Genomic DNA, 26744 nt, shown 5'->3' on the forward strand with positions numbered 1-26744 from the left:
CCCTTCGCGGCGGACAATGCGCCGGCACGGTGCCGCGGGCCTTGATCTGACGCAACTGCGCCGGATCGGGGTTGAGCGCGATCAAGGCGGGCGCGGGCCATGCCTGTCAAGCTCTCGGCACATGCAACCGCAAGGAGGCCGAAATGACCGCCGATGCCGAGATCCGGGATCTCGTGAACGCCGCCCACATGGCGCCGTCGAGCCACAACACACAGCCCTGGGTGTTCGAGGTGGAGGGGCGCCGCGTGCGCCTGCTGGCCGACCGCACGCGCGCGTTGCCCGCCAACGACCCCGATGACCGCGAGCTGACGATCAGCTGCGGCGCCGCCCTGCTGAACCTGCGGGCTGCCGCGGCCGCGCAGGGGCATGGCGCGCAGGTGGCTCTGTTGCCCGACGCGGACGATCCGGACCTGCTGGCCGAGGTCGAGATCGGGCCGGGCACGCCCGAGACCGCGCTTGCCCCGCTGGCCCCGGCCATCGCGGCGCGGCGCACCTGGCGCAAACCCTTCGACGGCACGCCCGTGCCCGCCGACCGGGTGGCGCAGCTGCAGCGCGCCGCGCAGGAGGAGGGTGCGTGGCTGGCCCCGCTGGAGGACCCGCAGCTGCGGGAGTCAGCCGCCGAGCTGGTCTCCGAGGGCGACGCGGCGCAATGGGCCGATCCGCGCTGGCGCCGCGAACTGGCCGCCTGGATGCACCCGCGCCGCGACGGCGAGGGGCTGAGCCTGCCGTGGCTCGCGGTGCCGGTGGCGCAGCTGGTCGTGCGCAGCTTCGACATGGGCGGCGGTGTCGCGGCCCATGACGCGAAGCTGGCCGAGGGGTCGCCGTTGCTGGCGGTTCTGGGCACGGGGGCCGACGGCACCGCCGACTGGCTGCGCGCGGGGCAGGCGCTGGAGCGGGTGCTGCTGGCCGGTGCCGCCGACGGGGTGCAGGCGTCCTATCTCAACCAGCCGGTGCAGGTGGCGCACCTCCGCCCCAAGCTTCAGGCGCTTGCCGCGCAGCCGGGTCAGCCGCAGATCCTGCTGCGCATGGGGTTCCCCGAGGATGAGGTCCCGGCGGCCCCGCGCCGCCCGCTCGACGCCGTCCTGCAGGGCTGAGCGCGCCACGCGCCTGCCGGCCATCGGCGCGGGCGCGGTGGCGTCCTGAACGGCACGAAAAGCGAATCAACCGTGCGGTCCCGCCGGGTGCGGGGCCGCCGTGCAGCGCGCGCATGCCCATTTGAAAAGGCGGGTCCGCGCGCGGGGTGTGCCCTGCCGGCAACGGGCCCGGGTTCCCGCGATGCCGCAGCTTCGGGCAACACCGCATCAATGATTGGCAGGAGACGTTCGCGCAGGCGAGTCGGACTTCGGGGCATGCTCAAAAATTACTGCAATTGCGCAAGTTTAGATCACTTTCTTAGCTTGCAAATTCTGCATAGCAGCATTGAGAAACCCGGGGATTGTGCAGGTGCAGCATCCGCCTATGTTGGAGGTCAACGAGACACGGCACGGCGTCCAGGCCGCCGCACCGACCGACCACGACGGAGCACGAAGAATGGCATTCGATGTCAACACCCGCCCGGCCCACTCGACACTCGCGCTTGAAATCAGCGCGCTTGTCGACCGCTTGGGGCAGCGGGCTGCACACTACGCCGCCTTCCGCCGCACGCGCAACGAACTCGCGGCTCTGAGCGACCGCGAACTCGCGGATCTCGGCGTGCACCGCAGCGAAATCACGCGCTGCGCCTACGAATCCGTCTACGGCCCCCGCGACCGGGGCTGACAGAAATCAGGCGCTCTTTCTCCTCCTCCCTTGGAGCGCCTGAGACCGGCGGCGGCACCCTTCCTCCTCCCTGGTGCCGCCGCCCGTAAGACCGGGGATCCTCGGATCCCGACAGCATACGCGGGGTTCCCTCCTCCTCCCTGAACCCGCGCGTTGTATGGCGGTGGCACCTCTCCTCCTCCCGGGTGCCACCGCCGCAAGACACTGGGATCCTCGGATCCCGACAGGATACGTGGGGTTCTCTCCTCCTCCCTGAACCCACACGTTGATCGACGGCGGCGCCTCTCCTCCTCCCGGGCGCCGCCGTCATTCTTTTTCTGGCCACATCCTTGACCCGCGTCGCAACTTGGCGATCCTTCGGCCGTGATGCCGCCAAGGGGGGAAGATGACCCGACACGCAACCGATGCCGCCACCTGCCGCGCCATTCGCGACGCCGTGGCAGAGGCCATGCCCGCCCAGACCGAGTTCCTGGCCGATCTCACGCGCGTGCCCAGCGTGCGCGGCCAGGAAGGGCCGGCACTGGACCTGGTGGCCGGGGCACTGGGCGCCCACGGCATGGCCGTGGACGACTGGACCGTGCCGGTCGATGAGTTGGCGGGCCAGCCCGGGTTCTGCCGGGCGGCGGGCGAGGTGCCGTCGGTGCGCAGCGTCGTGGGCACGCACAGGCCCGCGCAGGCGCGCGGGCGGTCGTTGATCCTGCAGGGGCACCTGGACGTCGTGCCGCCGGGGCCGGAGGGCATGTGGACCACGCCGCCATTCGAGCCCGTGCTTCGCGACGGCTGGATGCACGGCCGTGGCGCCGGTGACATGAAGGCGGGGGTCTCGGCCAATCTCTTCGCCCTGGCCGCGCTGGCGCGCGCGGGGGTGGCGCCGGCGGCGCAGGTGCATCTTCAGGCGGTGGTCGAGGAGGAAAGCACCGGCCTTGGCGCGCTGGCCACGCTCGCGCGCGGGTATCGTGCGGACTGCGCGCTGATACCCGAACCCACGGCGCACGGGCTGGTGCGCGCGCAGGTGGGCGTGCTGTGGTTCCGGCTCGAGGTGGCAGGCCGGCCCGTGCACGCGGCCGAGGCCGGGCAGGGCGCCAACGCCATCGACGCCGCCTGGCACGTCATCGGGGCCCTTCGCGAGATGGAGGCGCGCTGGAACGCCGCCGCCGCCGCCGACCCGCTCTATGGCGGCGTGGCCCACCCGCTGAACTTCAACCCGGGCCGGATCTCGGGTGGCGACTGGGCCTCGAGCGTACCGGCGTGGTGCCACGCCGATTGCCGGATGGGCCTTTTGCCCGGCGCCGACGTGGACGAGGCGAAGGCCGAGATCGAGGCCACGGTGGCCGAGGCGGCGCGCGGCCATCCCTTCCTGTCTGCGCATCCGCCGCGCGTGGTCTGGAACGGGTTCGAGGCCGAAGGATACGTGCTGGACCATGCAGGCCCGGCCGAAGCGGCGCTGGCCGGTGCCTACCGGCAGGTTTTCGGCGAGGACGGCCCCGAAGACCGGATCTGGACGGCGCTGACCGACACGCGGTTCTACGGTCTCTATCACGGTATTCCGGGGGTGTGTTTCGGCCCGCGTGCCGAGGGCATTCACGGCTTCGACGAGCGCGTCGACCTCGGGTCGTTGCAGCAATGCACCGAAACCATCGCGCTTTTCGTGGCGGCGTGGTGCGGGCTGGAGCCGGCGGGCGATGCCTGACGTCGAAATCCGGCCGGCGACGGCCGGCGACTGGCCGGCGCTCTGGCCGATCCTGCGCGACATCTTCCGTTCGGGCGACACCTACGCCGTGGACCATGACATTTCGCAGACGGACGCGCGCGCCATGTGGCTGGAGGCCCCCGCGGCCAGCTTCGTCGCGCTGGCGGACGGCGCCGTGCGGGGCGGCTACTACATCAAGCGCAACCAGGCGGGGGGCGGGGCGCATGTGTGCAACTGCGGCTACGTGGTCGCCCCGGCGGCGCGCGGGCAGGGGCTGGCCGAGGCGATGTGCCGCCATTCGCAGGCGCAGGCGCGCGCCCTGGGGTTCGAGGCGATGCAGTTCAATTTCGTGGTGACCACCAACACCGGCGCGATCCGCCTGTGGGAGCGGCTGGGCTTCGAGACCGTGGGCCGGTTGCCGGGCGCCTTCGAACATCCCGCCGCCGGCCGGGTGGACGCGCTGGTGATGATGAAGTGGCTGGCGCCCGCCGGCTGACGCCGCCCCGGGAAAGCATGGGACATGGGAAACCGTGGGACACCGGCGCGGGAAACCGTGGGAACCGCGCCTGCCCAGGCCGAATCATGCATGGGAAAGCCGCGGGTCGGCCCGTGATTCACGCTTGAATCGCGCGGATTCCATGGTATCTCGCCCCTCGTTCCCCGGTCTGGCGCGGAATTTCTGGGAATTCGCGGGAAATTTTTGCCGTTCCATTTCAGCACCACATATTGTGCTCATCAAATGGTATTCCGCAACTTCGTGGGAAAAATTGCCCGAAATTGCCACATCATATTGTCTCGGAGGGGGTGTCTGAACAAGATGATGTGGGTTCTTCGGGCAGAATTCTATTGATTTCCATGAATTCCCATGGCATCCCTGTATTCACGATGAGGACGGGACGAAGGGGCACGAAGAACCCCGCAACACAATCTCCCAAGTCAGGTTTCATACAGGCACCCGCTTCATCGCAAGAAGTTCCGGCGCGCGGGCGAGCAGACATCCCCCCAGGTGGCGCGCGCAGCCGGATACCCGCGCAGCGGGACGAGGGCGGCGGATTGGGCAGTGGCAGCAGCTCAATCCGCCGTTTCGTTTCCGGGGCGCGAAACAGCGGGGGCCGAGGAAAGGACCAGCTGGACAGTGGTTCGACGGTTCAGAGGCGAGAGCCACCACAAGGTGGACAGCAAGGGCAGGGTGTCGATCCCGGCCTCCTTTCGCCGAGTCCTCGAAGCGGGTGATCCCAACTGGACCGACGGCCTCAACCCCGAGCTGGTGATCGTCTACGGCGACCACCGGCGCGACTACCTGGAATGCTACACGATGGAAGCGATCGGCGAGGTCGACGCCAAGATCGACCGGCTGCCGCGCGGCTCGATGGAACGCAAGATGCTTCAGCGCCTGTTCCACGGTCAGTCCTACCCCACCAACGTGGACGACACCGGCCGGCTGGTGCTGCCGGCCAAGCTGCGCCAGAAGATCGGGTTGGAGGACGAGGCGTTCTTCATCGCCGCCGGCGACACCTTCCAGATCTGGAAGCCAGAGACCTACGAGGCCGAACAGGCCCGCACCGAGGCCTGGCTCGAGGACCTGCCCGACGACGTCGACCCGCTGGTCTTTCTCGACAAGGCGGAGGGGGAGTGATCCATGTCCGCCGCGGCCCGGACCGGTGACACCACGCCCCATGTTCCGGTTCTGCTGCGCCCGCTTCTGGACGCGGTGGCGCCGGTTGAGGGCACCTGGATCGACGGGACGATGGGCGCGGGCGGCTATACCCGCGGGCTGCTCGAATCCGGGGCGGCGCATGTCGTGGCGATCGACCGCGACCCGCAGGCGCTGGAGATGGCGCGCGGCTGGGCCGCGGCCTGGGGCAGCCGGCTGACGCTGGTGCGCGACGTGTTCTCGAACATGGACGCGCACGCGCAGGACGTGGCCGGCGTGGTGCTCGATCTCGGGGTGTCGTCGATGCAGCTCGACGCGGCCGCGCGCGGCTTTTCCTTCACCCGCGACGGGCCGCTCGACATGCGCATGAGCCAGCAGGGCGAAAGTGCCGCCGAGTTGGTCGCGCGGCTGGGCGAATCCGCGCTGGCCGACCTGCTGTTTCTCTATGGCGAGGAACGCGCGAGCCGCCGGATCGCGCGCGCGATCGTGCGCGCCCGTGCCGAGGCGCCGATCGAGACCACAGGTCAATTGGCGGAGATCATCGAGAAATGCCTGCCACGCCCGAAGCCGGGGCAGGCGCACCCCGCCACCCGCAGTTTCCAGGCGATCCGCATCGCCGTGAACGACGAGTACCGCGAACTGGTGGGCGGGCTCGAGGCCGCCGAGCGCGCGCTGGCACCGACGGGCCGGCTGGCCGTCGTCACCTTCCATTCCATCGAGGACCGTATCGTCAAGCGGTTCCTGCAGGCGCGCTCGGGCGGGGGCGGCCGGGGAAGCCGCCATGCCCCCGAGATCGCCCGGGACGCGCCGCGCTTCACGCTGCCGCGGCGCAAGCCGATCGAACCCGACGCCGCCGAACTGGACGTCAACCCGCGTGCCCGCAGCGCGCGCCTGCGCGTCGCCGTGCGCACCGACGCGCCGGCCGGTCCGGTGGACCGCGACGCGCTGGGCATGCCCAGTCTGGAAGGAAAGAGATGATGCGCAGCCTGTTCTACATCACCTCAGCGCTCGCGGTGATCGCGCTGGCCTTCTGGGCCTACCGCGAGAACTACCGCACGCAACAGGTGCTCGCCGAAACCGAGGACCTGCAGCAGCAGATTTCCCGCGCGCGCCAGAGGCTGCGCGTGCTCAACGCCGAGTGGGCCTATCTGAACCGGCCCGACCGTCTGCGCGCGCTGGCCGAGATGAACTTCGACAAGCTGGGGCTGTTGCCCTTGCAGCCGTCGCAGTTCGGCATGGCCGACCAGGTGGCTTTCCCCCGCCGCGACCGTCTGCCGGTGCGGCAGCGCCTGCCGATCAGCCAGCCGGTGGACGTCTCGAACATGGACCGGGCGGAGGCACAGGAATGACCCGCGTCCCGCTGCGCCCGCTGCCCCGCGTTCTGGAGGCCCGAGAGAAGGGCGAGAACCCCGACTCCATCGAACGCGAGAACATCCGCCGCCGCAACGAGGCCACGCGCGACCGTGCCCGCGCCCGGGCCGAAAGCCGGCTGCTGGTGCTGGCCGGGCTGTTCGTCTGCGCCTTCGCCGTGATCGGCGGGCGGATGAGCGTGCTGGCCAGCTCCGAGCCGGCCGAACCGCGCGCCAGCGCCGCCGGCGCCGGTATCCTCGCGCAGCGTGCCGACATCGTCGACCGCAAGGGCCGCATCCTGGCCACGAACTTCGAGACCCACAGCCTCTACGCGCGGCCGCAGGACATGATCGAGCCGGCCCACGCCGCGCAGGAACTGGCCCGGATCTTCCCCGATCTGGAAGCCGCCCGGCTGACCGAGGCCTTCACAGGCAAGCGCCGCTTCATCTGGATCAAGCGCAAGATCAGCCCCGAGCAGAAGCAGGCCGTCCACGACATCGGAGAGCCGGGGCTGCTGTTCGGCCCGCGCGAGATGCGGCTGTATCCCAACGGGAAGCTGGCCGCGCACGTTCTGGGCGGGGCCAGCTTCGGCCGCGAGGGCGTGCATGCCGCGGAAGTGGTCGGCGCCGCCGGGGTGGAAAAGCATTTCGACGCCCGCCTGCGCGATCCCGCCCGCGGGCACGAGCCGCTGCGCCTGTCGCTCGACCTGTCGGTGCAGGCCGCCGTGGAACGCGTGCTGCAGGGCGGCATGGGCCTGATGAACGCGAAGGGTGCGGCAAGCGTCCTGATGGACGTGCACACCGGCGAGATCATCTCGATCGCGTCTCTGCCCGATTTCGACCCAAACCGTCCGCCGCCGGCGACATCGGACGCCAAACCGGGCGACAGCCCGCTGTTCAACCGTGCGGTGCAGGGGCTTTACGAACTGGGCTCGACCTTCAAGATCTTCGCCGCCGCGCAGGCGCTGGAACTGGGAGTCGTGGAGCCGGGGACCATGATCGACACCTCCGGCCGGATCAGGTGGGGCGATTTCACCATCTCGGACATGTACGACCACGGAGAGGCGCTGTCGGTGGCCGACGTGATCGTCGAGTCATCGAATGTCGGCACCGCGCGCATCGCCAAGAAGATCGGCGCGGACCGGCAACAGGATTTCATGCGCGCGCTCGGCCTGACCGAGCCGACGCCGTTCGAGATCGTCGAGGCCCGCGGGGCCAAGCCGTTGCTGCCCGCGCGCTGGTCCGAGCTTTCGGCGATGACGATCTCCTTCGGGCACGGCATCTCGGTCAGCCCGCTGCACCTTGCGGCGGCCTATGCCACCATTGCCAACGGCGGCCGGCAGATCACGCCGACGCTGCTGCGCCGCGACACGGCCCAGCAGGGCACGCGCGTGCTGTCGCCCGAAACCGCAAGGGCCGCGCGCAGGATGCTGCGCCGCGTGGTGGCCGACAAGGCGGGCACGGCGAACATGGCCGAGGTCGCGGGCTATGCCGTGGGCGGCAAGACCGGCACCGCCGACAAGCCCAAGCCCACCGGCGGCTATTACGAGGACCGGGTGATCGCCACCTTCGCGTCGATGTTCCCGGCGCACGACCCGCGCTTCGTGCTGGTGGTGATGCTCGACGAGCCGGTGGAAACCTCGGGCGAGGAGCCGCGCCGCACCGCCGGCTGGACGGCGGTGCCCGTGGCGGCCGAGATCATCCGCCGCGTCGCGCCGCTGCTGGGCCTGAGACCCGAGATTGAACCCCGGGCAGCGACTGATATAACGCTCACGTCGAACTAGCGGCCCGGGGGGCGGACATTGGCGGCGGGGCAATCGAAATCACTGGCGGACCTGGGGCTGACGGCCCAGGGCGGGCGCCGCGCCGAGATCACCGGCCTGGCGGTGGACAGCCGCAACGTCAAGCCGGGCTTCCTGTTCGCCGCGCTGCCGGGCACGCGCGTGCACGGCGGCGAATTCATCCAGTACGCCCTGCGGATGGGCGCGGCGGCCGTGCTGACGGATGCCGAGGGCGCGCGCGTGGCCGCGGAGGTGCTTTCCGACAGCGACGCCGCGCTGGTCCTGGCCGAGGATCCGCGCCAGGCGCTGGCTTATGCCGCGGCGCTGTGGTTCGCCGAGCAACCCGACACCGTCGTGGCGGTGACCGGCACCAACGGCAAGACCTCGGTGGCGCATTTCACCCGCAGGATCTGGGCGGCGCTGGGCCTGTCGGCGATCAGCGTCGGCACCACCGGCATCGAGGGCGCCTTCGAGGCGCCATTGTCGCACACCACGCCCGAACCGATCACGCTGCACCGTTTCCTGTCCGCCGCGGCGGCCGCCGGGGTGACCCATGCGGCGCTGGAGGCCTCCAGCCACGGGCTGGAACAGCGGCGCGTGGACGGGGTGCACCTGGCCGCCGCGGCGTTCACCAACATCAGCCAGGACCACCTGGATTACCATCCGAGCTTCGAGGCCTATTTCACCGCCAAGGCCGGCCTGTTCGCCCGCGTTCTTCCCGACGATGGCGTCGCGGTGGTCAACACCGACGATCCCAAGGGCGATGACGTGGCCAGCATCGCCCGTGCCCGCGGGCAAACGCTCATCACCGTCGGTCGGGATGCCGACGCCAGCCTGCATCTGCAGGCGCAGCGGTTCGAGCCGGCAGGACAGACGCTGCGCTTTGCCTGGAAGGGCTGCACGCACCAGGTCGCGCTGCCGCTGATCGGCGGCTTCCAGGCCGAGAACGTGCTGCTGGCGGCGGGGCTGGCCATCGGCGCGGGTGCGGATGCCGAGCGGGTGTTCGAGGTCCTGCCCGACATGCAGACGGTGCGCGGCCGCATGCAGCTGGCCGGGCGGCGCGAGAACGGCGCGGCGGTCTTCGTCGACTACGCCCACACCCCGGCGGCGGTGGCCACTGCGCTCGGGGCGCTGCGCCCGCACGTGATGGGCAGCATCGTCGCCGTGGTGGGCGCGGGCGGCGACCGCGACCGCGACAAGCGTCCGCTGATGGGCCGCGCGGCGGCCGAGAATGCCGACGTGGTGATCGTGACCGACGACAACCCCCGCTCGGAGGACCCGGCGGCGATCCGTGCCGCGGTGATGGAAGGCTGCCCCGACGCCCGCGACGTCGGCGACCGGGCCGAGGCGATCCTGCGCGCGGTCGACGCGCTGGGGCCGGGCGATGCGCTGCTGATCTGTGGCAAGGGCCACGAGACGGGGCAGGTCGTGGGCGACGACGTGCTGCCCTTCGACGATGCCGAGCAGGCCAGCGTGGCGATCGCGGCGCTCGACGGGGGCAGGGCATGACGCTGTGGACCGCGACCGACGCGGCGGCGGCCACGGGCGGGCGCGCCACCGGCGACTGGCAGGCCACGGGCGTGTCCATCGACACCCGCACGCTGGCCCCGGGCGAACTGTTCGTCGCGCTGACCGCGGCACGCGACGGGCATGACTTCGTGGCCGATGCGCTGGCGCGGGGCGCGGCGGCGGCGATGGTCTCGCGCGTGCCCGAGGGGGTGGCGCCGGACGCCCCCCTGCTGATGGTCGATGACGTTCTGGCCGGGTTGACGGCGCTGGGCGCGGCAGGCCGCGCCCGCAGCGCCGCGCGGGTCGTGGCCGTGACCGGCTCGGTCGGCAAGACCTCGACCAAGGAAATGCTGCGCGCGGCGCTGCACCGGCAGGGCCGGACCCACGCGGCCGAGGCCAGCCACAACAATCACTGGGGCGTGCCGCTGACGCTGGCGCGGCTGCCCGCCGACGCCGAGTATGCCGTCGTCGAGATCGGCATGAACCACCCCGGCGAGATCGCGCCGTTGTCGCGGCTGGCGCGCCCGCACGTGGCGATCGTGACCAGCGTGGCCGCCGCCCATCTGGAGGCCTTCGACGACCTCGCGGGGATCGCCCGCGAGAAGGCATCGATCTTCGAGGGGCTGGAGCCCGGTGGGGCGGCCGTCCTCAACGGTGATCTCGAGACCACGCCGATCCTGCGGGCGAAGGCCGCCGCCCACGCCGACCGGGTGATCGACTTCGGCGCGGCACCGGGCAATCACCACCGGCTGACGCGGGTGGACATCCACGATGCCGTCACGGTGGGGCACGCGCTGGCCTGGCGCACGCCGCTGGTCTACAAGGTCGGGGCGCCGGGGCGGCACCTTGCCGTCAACGCGCTGGCGGTGCTGGCGGCGGTGTGGTGGCTGGGCGCGGACCGGGCGCTGGCGATCGCGGAGCTGGGCCGCTGGCAGCCGCCCGGCGGGCGCGGCACGCGCGAAACCGTCGCGCTGGACCCGTCGGACGAGGCCATGAGCTTCGACCTGATCGACGACGCCTTCAACGCCAACCCCGCGTCGATGGCCGCCGCGCTGGAGGTGCTGGCCGCCGCGCGCCCGCGCGACGACGTGGGCCACGTCGCCCGCGGCCGGCGCATCGCCATCCTTGGCGACATGCTGGAGCTGGGCGAGACCGAGGCGGCGCTGCACGCCGCGCTGGCCGAGCTGCCGGAGATGGACCGGCTGAGCGTCGTGCATTGCGTCGGCCCGCGCATGAAGGCCCTGTGGGACGCCCTGCCCGAGGCGCGGCGGGGCCGCTGGGTGGAACATGCCGACGATCTGGCCGGCCGCCTGCACGGTATGGTAGACGCGGGCGACGTCGTGCTGGTCAAGGGCTCGAAGGCGAGCCTGGTCAGCCGGCTGGTCGATGAACTGCGCCGCACGGACCGCGCCGCGCGCCGCGCCCAAGGGGGACGCTGAATGCTCTACTGGTTGACCCTGCTGTCGGACGGCGGCGACGTCTTCAACCTGTTCCGTTACATCACCTTCCGCGCCGGGGGCGCGTTCCTGACGGCGCTGCTGTTCGGCTTCCTGTTCGGCCCGCCGCTGATCAACGTGCTGCGCCGCCGGCAGGGCAAGGGCCAGCCCATCCGCCATGACGGCCCCGAGACGCATCTGACCAAGACGGGCACGCCCACCATGGGCGGGCTGCTGATCGTGGGCGCGCTGGTGACCTCGACGCTGCTCTGGGCGCGGCTCGACAACCCCTTCGTCTGGCTGGTGCTCTTCGTCACCGTGGCCTTCGGCGCCATCGGCTTCGCCGACGACTACGCCAAGGTGTCCAAGCAGACGGCCTCGGGCGTGCCGGGCAAGCTGCGGCTGCTGCTGGGCTTCGCGATCTCGGCGGTGGCGGGCTACTGGGCGACGGCCTACCACCCCGAGGCGCTGCAGGACCGGCTGGCGCTGCCGGTGTTCAAGGACACGCTGATCTACATGGGCTATCTCTTCGTGCCCTTCGCCACCATCGTCATCGTCGGCGCGGCCAACGCCGTGAACCTCACCGACGGGCTGGACGGGCTGGCGATCATGCCGGTGATGATCGCCGCGGCCACGCTGGGCATCATCGCCTACACCGTGGGGCGGGTGGACTTCACCGACTACCTCGACCTGCACTACGTCCCCGGCACGGGGGAGCTTCTGATCTTCACCGCCGCGCTGTTCGGCGGCGGGCTGGGGTTCCTGTGGTACAACGCCCCGCCCGCGGCGGTGTTCATGGGCGACACCGGCAGCCTCGCGCTGGGCGGCTCGCTGGGCGCGATCGCCGTGGCCGCCAAGCACGAGATCGTGCTGGCCATCGTCGGCGGGCTGTTCGTGGCCGAGGCGCTGAGCGTGATCGTGCAGGTGCTCTACTTCAAGCGCACCGGCAAGCGGGTGTTCCTGATGGCCCCCATCCACCACCACTACGAGAAGAAGGGCTGGGCCGAACCCCAGATCGTCATCCGCTTCTGGATCATCGCCCTGATCCTCGCGATGATCGGGCTGGCGACGCTCAAGGTGCGGTGAGGGGGCCTGAGTTTGCTAGGAGTGCGGGAAAGCGATCGGCAAAGCCGATTGCGGCCGCACAGGCCGGACCCCTGCCACCCCCTTACAAAATCGCGTTAAACGGGTATGGTCGAGACAAATGACCAGTGATATGGAGATCACGGATTGGACGGGCCGGAAAACCCCGACCGGGTCAGGCGTTTCGCGCGCCGGTATAAGCAATGCATGGGGGGGGCAAAAATTAGGTCATTCGTTATTGTCGCGGCTGCTGCGGCAACCTTGGCTGGCTGCAAGGCCGACGAGGTCGAAATCGACTTGACCGGAAGCGCCGTCGCCGCCGCCGCATCGGGCGACCACCGCATGGTCGACTTTGAAGCCGAGTTTTCCAATTTCGGTGAAATTGACGACGAGCAGCGCGCCGACATGAAGACGGTCGAGAACATCATAGCTAAACATGTTAGTGTCGACGATTTCGAGGTCGAGCAGACGGATATGGGCTTCGAGGTTGCCGTCGAAGGGCAAATCCCAATGACCTCGGACCCCGACACAGCGGACCCGTGGTTCATACTCGTGCAGCCTTCTGACGTGTTTCCCGAAACCCTGCGCGTGCAAGTGGTAAACGGCAGCGATTTCGACGTCCTCGGCGACGAAGTGCAGCAGGTCAATTTCATGCTCGCGCCCGATGCATCCCAGCCCACACAGATTCGGCTGGAGGCCGACGGCATGGATGTCCTGGCGCCGGCGGCGCAGGTCGATGGCCGTTATCACCTGCTGTGGCGCGGCACCGTGACCGACAGGATTCGCATGACCTTCAAGGGCGGCGCCTACGACTCCATCGGAGCAGGTTTCTTCGTTCGTTAAGCCGGTAGAAATACGCTGATCCACGGCACCCAAGCCCGGCCCGGTGCCGCGCTTTGTCATGTGTCCGGCCAAGCCTGCGGTGAGTGCGCCAGACCGACACGCGGCGGACCGGCATCTGGTGCGCATCGGCGATTTCCAGCGCCGGATCGTCTCGCGAGGGATCGGGCCTCGCGGCCATCCGCGCCGCGCTCCAGCCCCGCAACTGGACAAGCTTGCCATGCCCGCCGCCATTGCCCTGAAGGCGCGGGGGGCGGTATGCGGAGGCCGAGGGGCTTTTCCGGCAGGCGCTGGAGGTCACCCGCGCGACCCTCGGGGAGGGGCACCCGGAGTATGCCAAGAACCTCGGCAATCTCGGGCGGTTGCTGGGGCAGACCGGGCGCGTGGCCGAGGGGCGCGGGATGCTGGAGCAGGCGCTGGAGATCTTCCGCGCCGCGCTGCCCGCCGATCATCCGCATATCGCCGAAACGCAGCGCCGCCTCGCCGATCTGCCCGGCGACTGATCCCTGCGCGGCACCGGCGCGGGGCCGACACGAGACCGACGCGATACCGACGCCGCCCCCGCCCTCTGGCCAAGGCGCGCGCGATGGGCTAGCGAAGGGGCGGAGGGGCAGGACAAGGGGCCAGGCGATGATACCGGTCAGGGGCGTTCAGGGCAGCCGCGTCGCGGTGCTGGGGCTGGGCCGCTCGGGGATGTCGGCGGCGCGGGCGCTGCGCGCGGGCGGCGCGCATGTCCTGGCGTGGGATGACAACCCCGCCGCGCGCGAGATGGCCGCCGAGGACGGCTTCGAGGTGGCCGACCTGACCCGGCAGGGCGCCGTCGAGGCGGTGGCGCGCCTCGTCGTCAGCCCGGGCATTCCGCATCTCTATCCCGCGCCCAACCGCGTGGTCGCCGCCGCGCTCGACGCGGGCATCCCGGTGGACAACGACGTCGGGCTGTTCTTCCGCTCGCTGGCCACCGCCGACTGGGACGGCTTCGACCGGCCGCCGCGGGTCATCGCGGTGACGGGAAGCAACGGCAAGTCCACCACCGCCGCGCTGATCCACCACGTGCTGGAGGAGGCCGGGACGCCCGTTCAGCTGGCCGGCAACATCGGCCGCGGCGTGCTGGACATCGACCCGCCCGGCGACGGCGGCGTGGTGGTGCTGGAGCTGTCGAGCTACCAGACCGAGCTGGCGCGCGCGCTGACCCCCGACGTGGCGGTCTTCACCAACCTCAGCCCCGATCACCTTGACCGCCACGCCGGCCACGGCGGCTATTTCGCGGCCAAGCGCCGGCTGTTCGCCGAGGGCGGGCCGGACCGCGCCGTGGTGGGCGTGGACGAGGACGAGGGGCTGTTCCTGGCCAACCAGATGGCCGAGGGGCCGGGTGACGACCGGGTGATCCGCGTCTCGGCGGGCCGGAAGCTCGACGGGCCGGGATGGTCGGTCTTCGCGCGCAAGGGCTTCCTGTCGGAATACCGCAAGGCCAGGCAGATCGGCTCCATCGACCTGCGACCCATCGCCGGGCTGCCGGGCGCGCACAACCACCAGAACGCCTGCGCGGCCTATGCCGCCTGCCGCACGCTGGGGCTGGCGCCCCGGGTGATCGCGCGGGCGTTCGAAAGCTTCTCGGGCCTGCCGCACCGCAGCCAGATCGTGGCGCGCGCGGGCGGCGTGACCTTCGTCAACGATTCCAAGGCCACCAACGTGGACAGCGCGCGGCGCGCGCTCGATGCCTTCCCGGCGGTGCGCTGGATCTGCGGCGGGCTTGCGAAGGACGGTGGCCTTGATGCGCTCAAGCCCGCGCTGCACCGGGTCGTCAAGGCCTATGTCATCGGGCGCGAGGCCGCGCAGTTCGCGATGCAGCTCGACCGCGTCGAGACCGAGGTCTGCACGACCATGGAGCGCGCCGTCGCGCGCGCGGCGGCCGAGGCGGAGGCGGGCGAGACGGTGCTGCTGGCCCCCGCGGCGGCGAGCTTCGACCAGTACGACAATTTCGAGATGCGCGGCGAGGATTTCATCGCCCGCGTGCACGAGGCGCTGGGCAGCTGAGCACGCCTTGCCGCTTTCCCTCGCGCGCGCGGCGGTGTACCCCTGCCGACGGTAACTTCGCGGAGGCCCCATGCCAGACACCATGCTCCTCTTGCAAATGCTGGCCATGTTGTTGGCGATCGGCGCCTTCGCGGGCGTTCTTGCCGGGCTGCTGGGCGTGGGAGGCGGCATCGTCCTGGTGCCGTCGTTCTTCTATGCCTTCCAGACGCTGGGGTATGCCGGCCCGCAGCTGATGCAGATCTGCCTGGCCACCTCGCTGGCCACGATCATCGTGACCTCGGTGCGCTCGGTGCTCAGCCACCACAGGAAGGGCGCGGTGGACTGGAGCATCCTCAGGCGATGGGCGCCGGGCATCGCGGCGGGGGCCCTGCTGGGCGTGATGGTGGCGGCCTCGCTGAAATCCTCGTCCTTGCAGGGCATCTTCGGCGCGCTGGGGTTGGTGATCGGCGCCTACCTCGGGTTGGGCCGCGTCGAATGGCGCCTCGGGCCGGTCATGCCCACGGGGCTGGCCCGCGGGGCCATGGCGCCGGTGCTGGGGTTCCTGTCGGTGCTGATGGGCATCGGCGGCGGCAGCTTCGGCGTGCCGCTGATGAGCCTTTACAGCGTGCCGATCCACCGCGCCGTTGCCACCGCGGCGGGCTTCGGCGTGACCATCGCGGTGCCCTCGGTCGCTGGGTTCCTGTTCCTCGAGATCGCGGCGGAAAACCGGCCGCCGCTGACGGTCGGGGCGGTCAACCTCGTGGCCTTCGGTATCGTGATCGCGATGACCTTGCTGACGGCGCCGCTGGGTGTCAGGCTGGCGCACGCGATGGATCCCAAGCCGCTGCGCCGGGTCTTCGCCGTGTTCCTGACGATCGTGGCGCTCAACATGCTCAGGAAATCGCTGGGATGGTAGAGGCGTTCGTCGGCCAGGGCTGGGCGCGGTTCCCTTTCGAGCGGGCCGTCGCGGACTGGGCCGCGGCCGCGCGCGCGGCCGCGCTGCCGCGGATCGCTGACCCGGAGGCACGCGCGAGGTGGCTGGCCTGCGAGGGCACGTGGTTCGTCGGCGTGGACGCGCTGCCCAACGGCCCCGACGGGGCCGTGGAGGGCGCCGGGCCGCCCGGGGGCGCGGCGTTGTGCGCGGCGCGTGCGTTGTACGGTGCGCTGCCGCTCCACCCGGCGCAGGTGTCGGTCGTCTATCCCGGCTACCCCCGCCCGCGTGCAGGCGAGGGCGAGGCCGCCTTCCGCTACCGTCTGCGGCGCGACGCGGCCCATGTTGACGGGCTCAAGCCGGTCGGCCCCGACCGCCGGCGCAACCTGGAGGAGCAGCACGCCTACATCCTGGGGCTGCCGCTGACCGCCTGCGACGCGGGCGCGAGCCCGATGGTCGTATGGGAGGGCAGCCACGAGATCATGCGCGCGGCCTTCCGCCGCGCGTTGGGCGGGTTGCCGGAGGCGCAGTGGGCCGGGGCGGACCTGACCGAGATCTACAAGGCGGCCCGCCGCGAGGTCTTCGAAACCTGCCGCCGCGTGCCGATCCCGGCGCAGCCCGGCGAGGCCTACCTCGTGCACCGGCTGGCGCTGCACGGCGTCGCGCCCTGGGACGAGGGCGCACAGGCGTCGCAAGAGGGCCGCATGATCGCCTATTTCCGCCCGGAACTGCCCCCGGGCACGCGCGGCTGGCTGGAGTTGCCCTGACGCGCGCGCCCGGCCCCGGACGGTTGCCCGGTCAGCCCGATCGCGCCAGGCGTGCGCTGCGTCCGCCGCGGCGCTTTTGCAGCAGGGGGGCGCGGCCGGGCAGGGCCTCCATGATCTCGCGGCGCTCGTCGGCGGTCATGCGCGACCAGCGCGCGATCTCGTCGGTGGTGCGGTAGCAGCCGGTGCAGATCCGCGCCTCGGGGTGAACGACGCAGATGCGGATGCAGGGCGATGCGATCTCGTCGCGCTTCCAGACGTCGTTTTCGCTCATGGCGTCGTCCTCAGGTTGGCCAGCCTGTCCAGCAGTCCCTGCAGGATATAGGCCGCCGCGACGGCGTCGATAACCTCGGCGCGACGTTTTCGTGTCGCATCCGCCTCAAGAAGCGCGCGCTCGGCGGCCACCGTCGACAGGCGCTCGTCCCAGAAGGTGACCGGCAGGTCGGTGCGGCCCGCGAGGTTGCGGGCGAAGGCCCGGGTGGACTGGCACCGCGGTCCTTCCGAGCCGTCCATGTTGCGCGGCAGCCCCAGGACGATGCCGCCCAGGTCGCGTGCCTGCGCGATGCCAAGAAGATGCTCGGCGTCGGTCGTGAACTTGCGCCGCTTGACCGTCTCCAGCGCCGAGGCCGCCGACAGCATCGGGTCGGAGACCGCCACGCCGATGGTCCTGGTGCCGAGGTCGAGCCCCAAGAGCGCCCGGCCCGGCGCCAGCGCGGCAGCGAACTCCGCCACGTCCTCGTGAATCATTCGACCAGTCCGGCACGGCGCGCGCCCTGGCGCACCCGGTCCAGCGCCTCGGGCTTGTCGGCGAAGACCTCCTGGGCCTCGGTCCAGATCGCGCGCGCGCGATCGGTTTCGCCCAGCACGCCGTAGGCGCCGATCAGCCGCGCCCACTCGGCGGGGTTGCCGCCCTCGTTGGCCAGCCGCTCGGACAGCTGCCGGACCATGCCGCGGATCATCTGCTGGCGCTGCTCGGGCGTCATGTCCTGCGCGGCGTCCATGTCGGCCGCGTCCGGCCCGCGGGGGGTGTCCTCGGCTGCCGGGGCGCCCGGTGTCTCGGGCGGCTGGTAATCGGTCACCCCGGCGCGCATGGCGATCTCGCCGATACGCTCGCGGATGGGCGCGATCCAGCGCGCGCTGGCCGGTCCTTCGCGCAGCAGCTGGTCCCACAGGCGGAAGGCGCCGTCGGGACGGTCCACCTGAAGCAGGTAGAGCCCGAGGTAGTAGCGGGCGAGCTTGTGATCGGGATCACGCTGGAGCGCCTTGCGCAGGGCATCCTCGGCCTCGCGCGAGACATAGCCGCCCGCGGCGCCGATCATCAGTTCGGCGTGCGCGGCGAAGTCGTCCGCCGTGGCCTCCGCACCCTTGGCCGCGATCAGCCTGGCCTGTGCCTCGTGCGCGGCCGAAAGGTTGCCCAGCCGCGCCTCGTTGCGCGCCAGCAGCATCAGCCCGCGCAGGTCGTCGGGGCGCTGGCGCACGGTTTCGCGCAGCCGTTCCATCAGCTGCAGGAATTCCTCGGGCGCGTCGGGGCGGGGGGCATCGGCGGGCATTCGCTCCTCGGCCTCGGCCTGTGTCATGCGCGACTGGCGCGCCGCGTCCGAGGCGGCGATGCGTCCCTGCAGCGGCAGGTCGCGGTAACCGGGTGCGCCCAGCCGATCATAAAGCCAGAGCGATCCGCCCACCAGAACCACCGCCGCGACACCGGCCAGAACCCGGCCGGCGATCCGCGGTTGCCCGCCCGTTTCGCCTTGCTCGCGCAGCTGCGCGTCAGCGGACAGAATGCGGCGCGAGATCTCGTTGCGGACGCGCGCGGCCTCCTCGGTGCCGATCAAGCCGCGCGCCGCGTCGCGGTCCACTTCCTTGAGTTGGTCGCGATAGACCTGCAGGTCGTAGGCCGCCGGCGGGGCGTCGCCCACGCGTCCGCGCAGCAGCACGCCCACCAGGATCCCGCTGACCGCGATCGCGAGCGCCGCGATGACAATCCAGAAAACCATCGTCTCTCCCTAGGTTCTTTCTTCATTTAGACGTGCCGCGGCGGGGGCGAAAGGGGCAACCGGCGCCGTATCCGGGGCGCGGCCCCCGGCACAATGTCGCAATGTCGCTTCTCGTCCCCGATTTGCCGCGCGGGGTATCCTGTGCCGCCGTCAGCTGTCGCATTACGATCGCCAAGCAGAACCGTCTGCGAATCCAACAGAACCCGGAGCGCGTATGAAACGGTATTCCGCCTTCGCCATCGCCCGCGAGGCCCTTCGCCACCACACCGGGTGGGAGCGCGCCTGGACCTCGCCCGAGCCGCGCCAGCGCTACGACGTCGTCATCATCGGCGGCGGGGGGCACGGGCTGGCCACGGCCTATTACCTGGGCAAGAATTTCGGCATCACCAACGTGGCGGTGCTGGAAAAGGGCTGGATCGGCGGCGGCAACACCGGGCGCAACACGACGATCATCCGCTCCAACTACCTGCAGGATCCGTCGGCCGCGATCTACGAGAAATCGCGCGGCCTGTTCGAGACCCTCAGCCAGGACATCAACTTCAACCTGATGTTCAGCCCGCGCGGCGTGATGATGCTGGCCCAGACCCAGCACGAGGTGCGCGGCTACACCCGCACGGCACACGCCAACGCGCTTCAGGGCGTGGACACCGAGTTCATCGGTCCCCAGCGCGTCAAGGAACTGTGCCCGATCATGAACATCGAGGGCCCGCGCTATCCCGTGCTGGGCGCGCTGTGGCAGCCGCGCGCGGGCACGGGGCGGCACGACGCGCTGGTCTGGGGCTTCGCGCGGGCGTGCTCGGACATGGGTATGGACATCATCCAGAACTGCGAGGTCACCGGCATCCACAGCGAGGACGGCGAGGTTTCGGGCGTGAGCACCACCCGCGGCGACATCGCCTGCGACAAGCTGGGCATCGTGGTGGCCGGACACTCGGGCCGCCTGGCCGAGATGGCCGGATTCCGCCTGCCGATCGAGAGCGTGGCGCTGCAGGCCCTGGTCAGCGAGCCCATCAAGCCCTGCATGGACGTCGTGGTGATGGCCAACACCGTGCACGGCTACATGAGCCAGTCGGACAAGGGCGAGATGGTGATCGGCGGCGGCGCGGACGGGTTCAACAACTACACCCAGCGCGGCAGCTTCCACCACATCGAGGAGACGGTGCGCGCGCTGTGCGAGACCTTCCCCGTCATCAACCGGCTGAAGATGCTGCGCCAGTGGGGCGGCATCGTCGACATGACCGGCGACCGCTCGCCCATCCTGTCGAAGACGCCGCTGGGCAACTGCTTCATCAACTGCGGCTGGGGCACCGGCGGCTGGAAGGCCACGCCCGGCTCGGGCTGGGGGTTCGCCGAACTGATGGTCAGGGGCTATTCGCCGCTGACCGCCGCCTTCGGGCTGGAGCGCTTCCGCGAGGGCCGCTTCATCGACGAAAGCGTCGCCGCGGGGGTGGCGCACTGATGACTGCCACAGGCCAAAATCTTTCACAAAGATTTTGCCAGAAGTTTTCGGAAAACTTCTGGCGCGCAACTTCTCCGATCCGGAAAGGACGCACCGATGCTTCAGCTTGAGTGTCCCAACTGCGGCGTCACCGCCGAGGAAACCGAGTTCGCCCAGGGTGGCGAGGCGCACCTGACCCGTCGGGGGCCGGAGGCGTCGGAGCAGGAGTTCCACGACTACCTCTTTGCCAAGGAGAACCCGCGCGGCGTGCATTTCGAGCGCTGGCGCCATGTCAACGGCTGCGGCAAGTGGTTCCATGTCGCCCGCTGCACCGCCACGCTGGAGATCTTCGGCACCTACAGCGCGCAGACGCTGGAGCCGCCCAGGGAAATCCGCGACCGGATCAGCAAGAAACGTCCCGGCTGGAGCTGGAGGGAGTTCGCATGAGCACACGTCTGGCCAAGGGCGGCCGCCGTCTCGACCGGTCCCGCAAGATCGAGTTCACCTTCAACGGCAAGCGCCTGGCGGGTCACGCGGGCGACACGCTGGCCTCGGCGCTGCTGGCCAACGACCAGGTCATGGTGGGCCGCTCGTTCAAGTATCACCGCCCGCGCGGCATCGTGGCCAGCGGCGCGGAGGAGCCCAACGCGCTCGTCGGGCTGGGCGAGGGGCCGCGCTTCGAGCCCAACCAGCGCACGACGACGACCGAGCTGTTCGACGGGCTGACCTGCGTCAGCCAGAACCACTGGCCGAGCCTCGAGTTCGACGTCGGCGCGCTCAACGACAGCCTCGCGCGGTTCTTCCCGGCGGGCTTCTACTACAAGACCTTCCTGTTCCCGCGGCCGTTCTGGAAGCATGTCTACGAGCCTGTCATCCGCCAGTCGGCCGGGTTGGGCAAGGCACCGAAGGATCTGGACCCCGACCGCTACGAACACTTCCATGCCTATGTCGACGTGCTGGTCGTGGGGGGCGGCTTGGCCGGCTTGCAGGCCGCGCGCGCGGCCGGTCAGGCGGGGGCGCGCGTGCTGGTGCTGGAACAGACGCCGCACTGGGGTGGCCGCGCGCCGGTCGACGGCGGCACCGTGGATGGCAAGCCGGTCGAGGACTTCATCGCAGACACGCTGTCCGAGCTCGAGGCGATGGACAACGTGACCCTGCGCGCCCGCACCATGGGCGCGGCCGTCTACGACCACGGCTACGCGCTGGGCTACGAACGGGTGGCCGACCATGCCCCCGGCGCCGAGGGGCCGCGCCACCGGCTGTGGCGCATCCGTGCCGGGCGCATCGTCACCGCCACCGGTGCCATCGAGCGGCCGCTGAGTTTCGCCGGCAACGACCTGCCGGGGGTGATGCTGGCCTCGGCCGTGCGCGACTACGTGGTGGACTACGGCGTCTCGGCGGGCGACCGTACCGTGGTGGTGACCAACAACGACGATGCCTACCGCACGGCGATCACGCTCAAGCAGGCGGGGCTGGAGGTGCCGCTCATCCTCGACGCGCGCGCCGGTGGCGGCGGTCCGCTGGCCGAGGCGGCGCGCGGGATGGGCATCCGCGTGGAAAACGGCAAGGGCATCGCCAAGGTCAAGGGCCGCAAGCGCGTCGAGGGCGTGGCGATTTGTGCGCAGGCGGGCGAGGGCGCGGTGCTGGAAGAGGTCGCCTGCGATGCCGTGGCGATGTCGGGCGGCTGGTCGCCGGTCGTGCACCTGTGGTCGCACTGCGGCGGCAAGCTGACATGGGACACGGGGCAGGCCCTGTTCCGTCCCGACCCCGAGCGCGCACCGACGGGTGCCGACGGTGCTGGCTTCGTCCTGGCCGCGGGCGCGGCCAACGGCGCGCTGGACCTTGCCGGCGGGCTGGCCGACGCGGACGCGGCCGGCAAGGCGGCGGCCAAGCAGGCGGGCCACGCGCCGGGGCGCAAGGCCGCGCCCAAGGCCGAGACCGAGGAGGCCGCGCCGATCGAACCCGTCTGGCTGATGCCGCAGGGCGCGGGGCCCGCGCTGCGCATGAAGGCGTGGCTGGATTACCAGAACGACGTGAAGGTCTCGGACGTGCAGCTCGCCGCGCGCGAGGGCTATACCAGCGTGGAGCACACCAAGCGCTACACCACGCTGGGCATGGCCACCGACCAGGGCAAGCTGAGCAACATCAACGGGCTGGCCACGCTGGCGGGCGCGCTGGGCGAGGAGATCCCGAATGTCGGCACCACGACCTTCCGCCCGCCCTACACGCCCATTTCCATGGCCTCGATCGCCGGCGACGCGCGCGGGCGCACCTTCCAGCCGATCCGGCGCACGCCGATGCACGACCGGCACGAGGCGAACGGCGCCTACTGGGAACCGGTGGGCCACTGGCGGCGGCCCTACTGCTACCTGCGCGACGGCGAGAGCGTCGAGGACGCGCTGACTCGCGAGATCAATCAGACACGCGCCAGCCTCGGGCTGCTCGATGCTTCCACGCTGGGCAAGATCATCGTGAAGGGGCCGGACGCCGGGCGCTTCATGGACATGATGTACACCAACATGATGTCCACGCTGAAGCCGGGGCGCTGCCGCTACGGGCTGATGTGTTCGGAAAACGGGTTCCTGATGGACGACGGCGTGGTCGCGCGGCTCGACGAGGACACCTTCCTGTGCCACACGACCTCGGGCGGGGCCGACCGGGTGCACGGCCACATGGAGGAATGGCTCCAGACCGAGTGGTGGGACTGGCAGGTCTACACCGCCAACCTGACCGAGCAGTACGCGCAGGTGGGCGTCGTCGGGCCGAAATCGCGCGAAACCCTGCAGAAGCTCACGGATGACGACATCAGCGCCGAGGCGCTGACCTTCATGGGCTGGACCGAGATCGACCTGCGCGGCATCCCCGCGCGCGTGTTCCGCATCGCCTTCGCCGGGGAGCTATCGTTCGAGCTCGCGGTCCCCGCGAACCAAGGTCGCGCGCTGTGGGACATGCTGATGGAGGCGGGTGCCGAGTTCAACGTCATGCCCTACGGCACCGAGGCGATGCACGTGATGCGCGCGGAGAAGGGTTTCATCATGATCGGCGACGAAACCGACGGCACGGTGATCCCGCAGGATCTGAACCTGCACTGGGCGATCTCGAAGAAGAAGGACGACTACATCGGCAAGCGCGCACAGGCCCGCAGCCACATGACCAGCCCCGACCGCTGGCGGCTTGTGGGGCTCGAGACGCTGGACGGCAGCGTGCTGCCCGACGGCATCTACGCCGTGGGCGAGGGCACCAACGCCAACGGCCAGCGCAACATGATCGGGCGCGTGACATCGACCTACCATTCGCCGACGCTGGGCCGCGGCATCGCGATGGGCCTGGTCAAGCACGGCCCCGAGCGCATGGGCGAGGTGCTGGAATTCGGCAAGACCGACGGCACCTTCGTGAAGGCCAGGATCGTCGAGCCGGTGTTCTACGACAAGGACGGGGAAAAGCAGAATGGCTAAGGCAGTCAGCGCGCTGGACGGCGCCAGCCACGACGGGTACGTCAGGGTCGAGGAGGCCGGTCTGCAGGGCATGATCACCCTGCGCGGCGACCTTTCGCTGGATGCGGTCAGGGCCGCGGCCACAACCGCCTCGGGCACCGAGATGCCCGGCACGCGCGAGATCCGGGCGGCCGAGGACCGCGCGCTGGCGTGGATGTCACCCGACGAACTGTTGCTGATGCTGCCCTACGAGGAGGCGCCGGAGACGGTGCAACAGCTGCAGGACGCCCTGGCGGGGACGCACCACCTTGCCGTCAACGTCTCGGACGCGCGCGCGATGTTCCGCCTGTCGGGCGGACCGCCGGTGCGCGAGGTGGCGGCCAAGCTGTGCCCGGTGGATTTGGCCCCCGGGCGCTTCGAGCCCGGGGAGTTCCGCCGTACGCGGCTGGCACAGGTGGCGGCCGCGATCTGGATGCCCGACGCGCAGAGCCTTCAGGTCATCTGTTTCCGCTCCGTGGCCGGGTATGTCCACGACCTGCTGTGCGACGCGGCCGCGCCGGGCGGCGAGGTCGGCTACCTCGTCTGACCCGCGCGCGTGTCAGGGCCGGGGCGGAATGTCGCGGATCGGCCTTGACCTCCCCCCACGGTCGGACACATGTAGACGGCACGTCAAAACAGATTTCAAGGACAGGGGGCCAACCCATGAGCTTCGAACTTCCCGATCTGCCATACTCGCACGATGCGCTGGCCGACAGCGGCATGTCGCGCGAGACGCTGGAATACCACCACGACATTCACCACAAGGCTTACGTCGACAACGGCAACAAGGCGATTGCCGGCACCGAGTGGGAAGGCAAGCCCGTCGAGGAGATCATCAAGGGCACCTATGACCCCAAGGCGATCGCCCAGAGCGGCATCTTCAACAACGCCAGCCAGCACTGGAACCACACCCAGTTCTGGCAGATGATGGCGCCCGGCGGCACCGGCATGCCCGGCGAGCTGGAAAAGGCGCTGACCGAGGCCTTCGGTTCGGTCGACGACTTCAAGCAGAAATTCGCGGCCGCCGGCGCCGGTCAGTTCGGATCGGGCTGGGCATGGCTTGTCAAGGATACCGATGGCAGCCTCAAGATCACCAGCACCGAGAACGGCGTGAACCCGCTGTGCTTCGGCCAGACGGCGCTGCTGGGCTGCGACGTGTGGGAGCATTCCTACTACATCGACTTCCGCAACAAGCGCCCCGCGTACCTGCAGAACTTCCTGGACAACCTGGTGAACTGGGAAGACGTGGCCAGCCGGATGTGATGGCCGGGACCGTCTGAAACACCGCGGCCCGCGCCATCCCGGCGCGGGCCGTGTCGTTTTGATTTGTGTCATCGCCCTTCGGCCGGCGATGGGCTTTCATGCAAGGATCCGATGCGCCAGATTGCGCACGACAGAAGGAGGACAATAATGATCGAGTTGCGCCAAGGCACCTGGGTTCTCGTGGCGGACGGGGAAAAGGCGATGTTCCTCGAAAACCTCACGGACGGCGAAGACCCCTACCTGCGGGTCCTTCGGCACGAGGAACAGGAAAACCCCCGCCACGGCGAGCAGACCAGCGACCGGCCCGGGCGCATGCCGGATGCCGGCGTCGGCCAGCGATCCTCGATGCAGGAGGCCGACTGGCACAAGCTGGCGAAGGACCGTTTCGCCTCGGAAATGGCCGACCTGCTGTACCGGTACGCCCACATGAACGCGTTCAGCCGCATCGTCCTTGTGGCCCCGTCCAAGGTTCTCGGCGCGCTGCGCGACCAACTCCACAAGGAGGTCAGCCAACGCGTCATCGCCGAGGTGTCAAAGGACATGACCAACCACCCCGTCAACGAGGTGGAAAGGCTGCTCAAGACCGAGCTGGCGGCGCGACGCTAGGCGCCCACGCCATCCGCGGCGCCCCGGCGCGGGGGATGCTGCCTTCCCCGATCCGGGCTTTCGTGCGATACTGTGATCGCACGTTGGCCGGGTCGGGGGAATTTTCATGAAAAACGCCGTTCTGGCGAGCGTGATGCTGCTCGCCGCGTGCGATCTTGCCAAGCAGGACATTTACAGTTCCGGCGGGTTCGTCGAGGCGAGCTATTTCTCGCATCTGTTTCCCGCCACGACCCATCAGCAACGATTTGATCGCTACCTGCTGTCCTTTTCCGTCCTGGCGCCGCTGGCGCTGGAAACGGCCGTGGATGGACAACAGGCCTCTGCCGCGATCGGGCGGGTGAACGCGACGTACCGGTCGCTCGCGGTGCTGCAGACGGCGGCGGCGAGCTGCACCATCGGCCCGGCGACAGACGACCTGCCGTCGGAGATCCCCGCACCGTGTCGCGAGGATGTGCCGAAGGACGGCCAGCCCAACGCCTATGCGTTCGAAACCGCTGCCTATGACGTGCAGTCCGACCTGTATTTCCTGTCCAAGACGCTGATCGTGAACCTCGATCTTGACGGCACGGCGCGCGATCTGGCCGCGCTCGACATCGACGGGCTGCTGGCGGTGTCCGGGCGGATGGATGACCTCTTTCCCGTCGTGCGCCGCGGTGCGGCAACCTACCGCGACAGCATCGTGCTGCTGGCCGACGCGGTGCAAACGTCCTGCGCGGCTTCGGGATACACGAGGGAGGAATACCCCGACTCGGAGTGCGCTCGGCTCGAAACGCGGCTCAGGGACACCTTCCATCGCGGCGATCCGCCGGACGCGGTGTTCGACATCGAAGAGCTGCTCGAACTCGCCAGCGCCGCCAGCCGCACGCATCGCTGGTCGATGACCCCCCAGCAGCGCCGCGCGGTCATCCATCACGTCGACCGCGCCTGTGACCATGCCTTCGCTTTCCAGTCAATCGGCCGTGGCGCATCCGCGCAGAAGCGGAGTTGCGGAGTTGCGGATGGCGATGGCATCGACTCGGCGCGCAGGGAATTGCTCGGCCGCCTCGCGGGGTGACACGGGCGGCGCCCGCAGCCGGCAACGGACCCGGCTTCGCGACAAGAACAGCACCACCCGGCGCCCCCCGGGGCTTGCCATTCCTGCCCGATCGGGGCAGCACGGGCG

25 protein-coding genes and 1 pseudogene are annotated in these 26744 nt (G+C 70.0%); 23 read left to right on the forward strand and 3 right to left on the reverse strand.

Going from position 1 to position 26744, the window contains the following annotated elements:
* Positions 1-143 precede the first annotated feature (143 nt).
* From CEF10_RS10980 to CEF10_RS11055, 16 genes and pseudogenes are all read left to right on the forward strand, one after another.
* Complete coding sequence (locus CEF10_RS10980) at positions 144-1094, forward strand: Acg family FMN-binding oxidoreductase (protein ID WP_101068313.1); 951 nt, start codon at positions 144-146, stop codon at positions 1092-1094.
* 436 nt (positions 1095-1530) lie between these two features.
* Entirely contained in the window at positions 1531-1758 is a 228-nt protein-coding gene (locus CEF10_RS10985; protein WP_101068314.1) for a DUF1127 domain-containing protein, read from the forward strand.
* Between the two features lie 385 nt (positions 1759-2143).
* Positions 2144-3448, forward strand: a complete 1305-nt coding sequence (locus CEF10_RS10990; protein ID WP_101068224.1) for an ArgE/DapE family deacylase — start codon at positions 2144-2146, stop codon at positions 3446-3448.
* Positions 3441-3944 (forward strand): GNAT family N-acetyltransferase, encoded by a 504-nt coding sequence (locus CEF10_RS10995; protein WP_101068225.1) that lies wholly within the window; start codon positions 3441-3443, stop codon positions 3942-3944. Before CEF10_RS10990 ends, CEF10_RS10995 begins: the two co-directional genes overlap by 8 nt.
* A gap of 639 nt (positions 3945-4583) precedes the next feature.
* A complete protein-coding gene (gene mraZ / locus CEF10_RS11000; protein ID WP_101068226.1) occupies positions 4584-5084 on the forward strand; it encodes a division/cell wall cluster transcriptional repressor MraZ in 501 nt (166 codons plus the stop codon).
* Between the two features lie 3 nt (positions 5085-5087).
* Positions 5088-6080 (forward strand): 16S rRNA (cytosine(1402)-N(4))-methyltransferase RsmH, encoded by a 993-nt coding sequence (gene rsmH / locus CEF10_RS11005; protein ID WP_101068227.1) that lies wholly within the window; start codon positions 5088-5090, stop codon positions 6078-6080.
* The gene (gene ftsL, locus CEF10_RS11010) at positions 6080-6451 is read left to right on the forward strand and encodes a cell division protein FtsL (RefSeq protein WP_198586187.1); all 372 of its coding nucleotides are present in this window, start codon (positions 6080-6082) and stop codon (positions 6449-6451) included. Before rsmH ends, ftsL begins: the two co-directional genes overlap by 1 nt.
* Positions 6448-8235: a peptidoglycan D,D-transpeptidase FtsI family protein gene (locus tag CEF10_RS11015; protein ID WP_101068229.1), complete on the forward strand. Its 1788-nt coding sequence runs from the start codon at positions 6448-6450 to the stop codon at positions 8233-8235. Before ftsL ends, CEF10_RS11015 begins: the two co-directional genes overlap by 4 nt.
* A gap of 18 nt (positions 8236-8253) precedes the next feature.
* Positions 8254-9741: a UDP-N-acetylmuramoyl-L-alanyl-D-glutamate--2,6-diaminopimelate ligase gene (locus CEF10_RS11020; protein WP_101068230.1), complete on the forward strand. Its 1488-nt coding sequence runs from the start codon at positions 8254-8256 to the stop codon at positions 9739-9741.
* Positions 9738-11180, forward strand: a complete 1443-nt coding sequence (locus CEF10_RS11025) for a UDP-N-acetylmuramoyl-tripeptide--D-alanyl-D-alanine ligase (RefSeq protein ID WP_101068231.1) — start codon at positions 9738-9740, stop codon at positions 11178-11180. The genes CEF10_RS11020 and CEF10_RS11025 overlap by 4 nt, the downstream gene beginning before the upstream one ends.
* Entirely contained in the window at positions 11181-12263 is a 1083-nt protein-coding gene (gene mraY, locus CEF10_RS11030) for a phospho-N-acetylmuramoyl-pentapeptide-transferase (protein WP_101068232.1), read from the forward strand. It begins immediately after the preceding gene.
* Between the two features lie 144 nt (positions 12264-12407).
* Complete coding sequence (locus tag CEF10_RS11035) at positions 12408-13103, forward strand: hypothetical protein (RefSeq protein WP_157933009.1); 696 nt, start codon at positions 12408-12410, stop codon at positions 13101-13103.
* A 254-nt stretch (positions 13104-13357) separates the two neighbouring features.
* Positions 13358-13603 (forward strand): annotated as a pseudogene (locus tag CEF10_RS17340) (tetratricopeptide repeat protein); the annotation flags it as partial.
* A 43-nt stretch (positions 13604-13646) separates the two neighbouring features.
* A complete protein-coding gene (murD, locus tag CEF10_RS11045) occupies positions 13647-15134 on the forward strand; it encodes a UDP-N-acetylmuramoyl-L-alanine--D-glutamate ligase (protein WP_269801322.1) in 1488 nt (495 codons plus the stop codon).
* A gap of 70 nt (positions 15135-15204) precedes the next feature.
* The gene (locus CEF10_RS11050; RefSeq protein WP_101068236.1) at positions 15205-16029 is read left to right on the forward strand and encodes a sulfite exporter TauE/SafE family protein; all 825 of its coding nucleotides are present in this window, start codon (positions 15205-15207) and stop codon (positions 16027-16029) included.
* Positions 16023-16811, forward strand: a complete 789-nt coding sequence (locus tag CEF10_RS11055; RefSeq protein WP_101068237.1) for a hypothetical protein — start codon at positions 16023-16025, stop codon at positions 16809-16811. Before CEF10_RS11050 ends, CEF10_RS11055 begins: the two co-directional genes overlap by 7 nt.
* A gap of 31 nt (positions 16812-16842) precedes the next feature.
* On the opposite strand, the gene CEF10_RS11060 is transcribed toward CEF10_RS11055, so the two are convergent.
* From CEF10_RS11060 to ccmI, 3 genes are read right to left on the reverse strand one after another with little or no spacing between them, the layout of a single operon-like run.
* Complete coding sequence (locus CEF10_RS11060; protein WP_101068238.1) at positions 16843-17082, reverse strand: DUF1289 domain-containing protein; 240 nt, start codon at positions 17080-17082, stop codon at positions 16843-16845.
* On the reverse strand, positions 17079-17555 hold the full coding sequence (ruvX, locus tag CEF10_RS11065) for a Holliday junction resolvase RuvX (protein ID WP_101068239.1): 477 nt from the start codon (positions 17553-17555) through the stop codon (positions 17079-17081). The genes CEF10_RS11060 and ruvX overlap by 4 nt, the downstream gene beginning before the upstream one ends.
* A complete protein-coding gene (gene ccmI, locus CEF10_RS11070; RefSeq protein WP_101068240.1) occupies positions 17552-18802 on the reverse strand; it encodes a c-type cytochrome biogenesis protein CcmI in 1251 nt (416 codons plus the stop codon). Before ccmI ends, ruvX begins: the two co-directional genes overlap by 4 nt.
* A 214-nt stretch (positions 18803-19016) precedes the next feature.
* Here ccmI and CEF10_RS11075 point away from each other — a divergent pair, with 214 nt between their 5' ends.
* From CEF10_RS11075 to CEF10_RS11105, 7 genes are all read left to right on the forward strand, one after another.
* Positions 19017-20261: a sarcosine oxidase subunit beta family protein gene (locus tag CEF10_RS11075; RefSeq protein WP_101068241.1), complete on the forward strand. Its 1245-nt coding sequence runs from the start codon at positions 19017-19019 to the stop codon at positions 20259-20261.
* Positions 20262-20357: 96 nt separating this feature from the next.
* The gene (locus tag CEF10_RS11080) at positions 20358-20687 is read left to right on the forward strand and encodes a sarcosine oxidase subunit delta (protein ID WP_101068242.1); all 330 of its coding nucleotides are present in this window, start codon (positions 20358-20360) and stop codon (positions 20685-20687) included.
* Positions 20684-23695, forward strand: a complete 3012-nt coding sequence (locus CEF10_RS11085; protein WP_101068243.1) for a sarcosine oxidase subunit alpha family protein — start codon at positions 20684-20686, stop codon at positions 23693-23695. Before CEF10_RS11080 ends, CEF10_RS11085 begins: the two co-directional genes overlap by 4 nt.
* Positions 23688-24260: a sarcosine oxidase subunit gamma gene (locus CEF10_RS11090; RefSeq protein ID WP_101068244.1), complete on the forward strand. Its 573-nt coding sequence runs from the start codon at positions 23688-23690 to the stop codon at positions 24258-24260. Before CEF10_RS11085 ends, CEF10_RS11090 begins: the two co-directional genes overlap by 8 nt.
* 116 nt (positions 24261-24376) lie before the next feature.
* On the forward strand, positions 24377-24976 hold the full coding sequence (locus tag CEF10_RS11095) for a superoxide dismutase (protein ID WP_101068245.1): 600 nt from the start codon (positions 24377-24379) through the stop codon (positions 24974-24976).
* Positions 24977-25123: 147 nt separating this feature from the next.
* Complete coding sequence (locus tag CEF10_RS11100) at positions 25124-25582, forward strand: host attachment family protein (RefSeq protein WP_101068246.1); 459 nt, start codon at positions 25124-25126, stop codon at positions 25580-25582.
* Between the two features lie 106 nt (positions 25583-25688).
* A complete protein-coding gene (locus CEF10_RS11105; RefSeq protein WP_157933011.1) occupies positions 25689-26636 on the forward strand; it encodes a hypothetical protein in 948 nt (315 codons plus the stop codon).
* Positions 26637-26744: the final 108 nt, after the last annotated feature.

This window comes from Roseovarius salinarum, from assembly GCF_002834145.1.
GTDB classification, from domain to species: domain Bacteria; phylum Pseudomonadota; class Alphaproteobacteria; order Rhodobacterales; family Rhodobacteraceae; genus Roseovarius; species Roseovarius salinarum.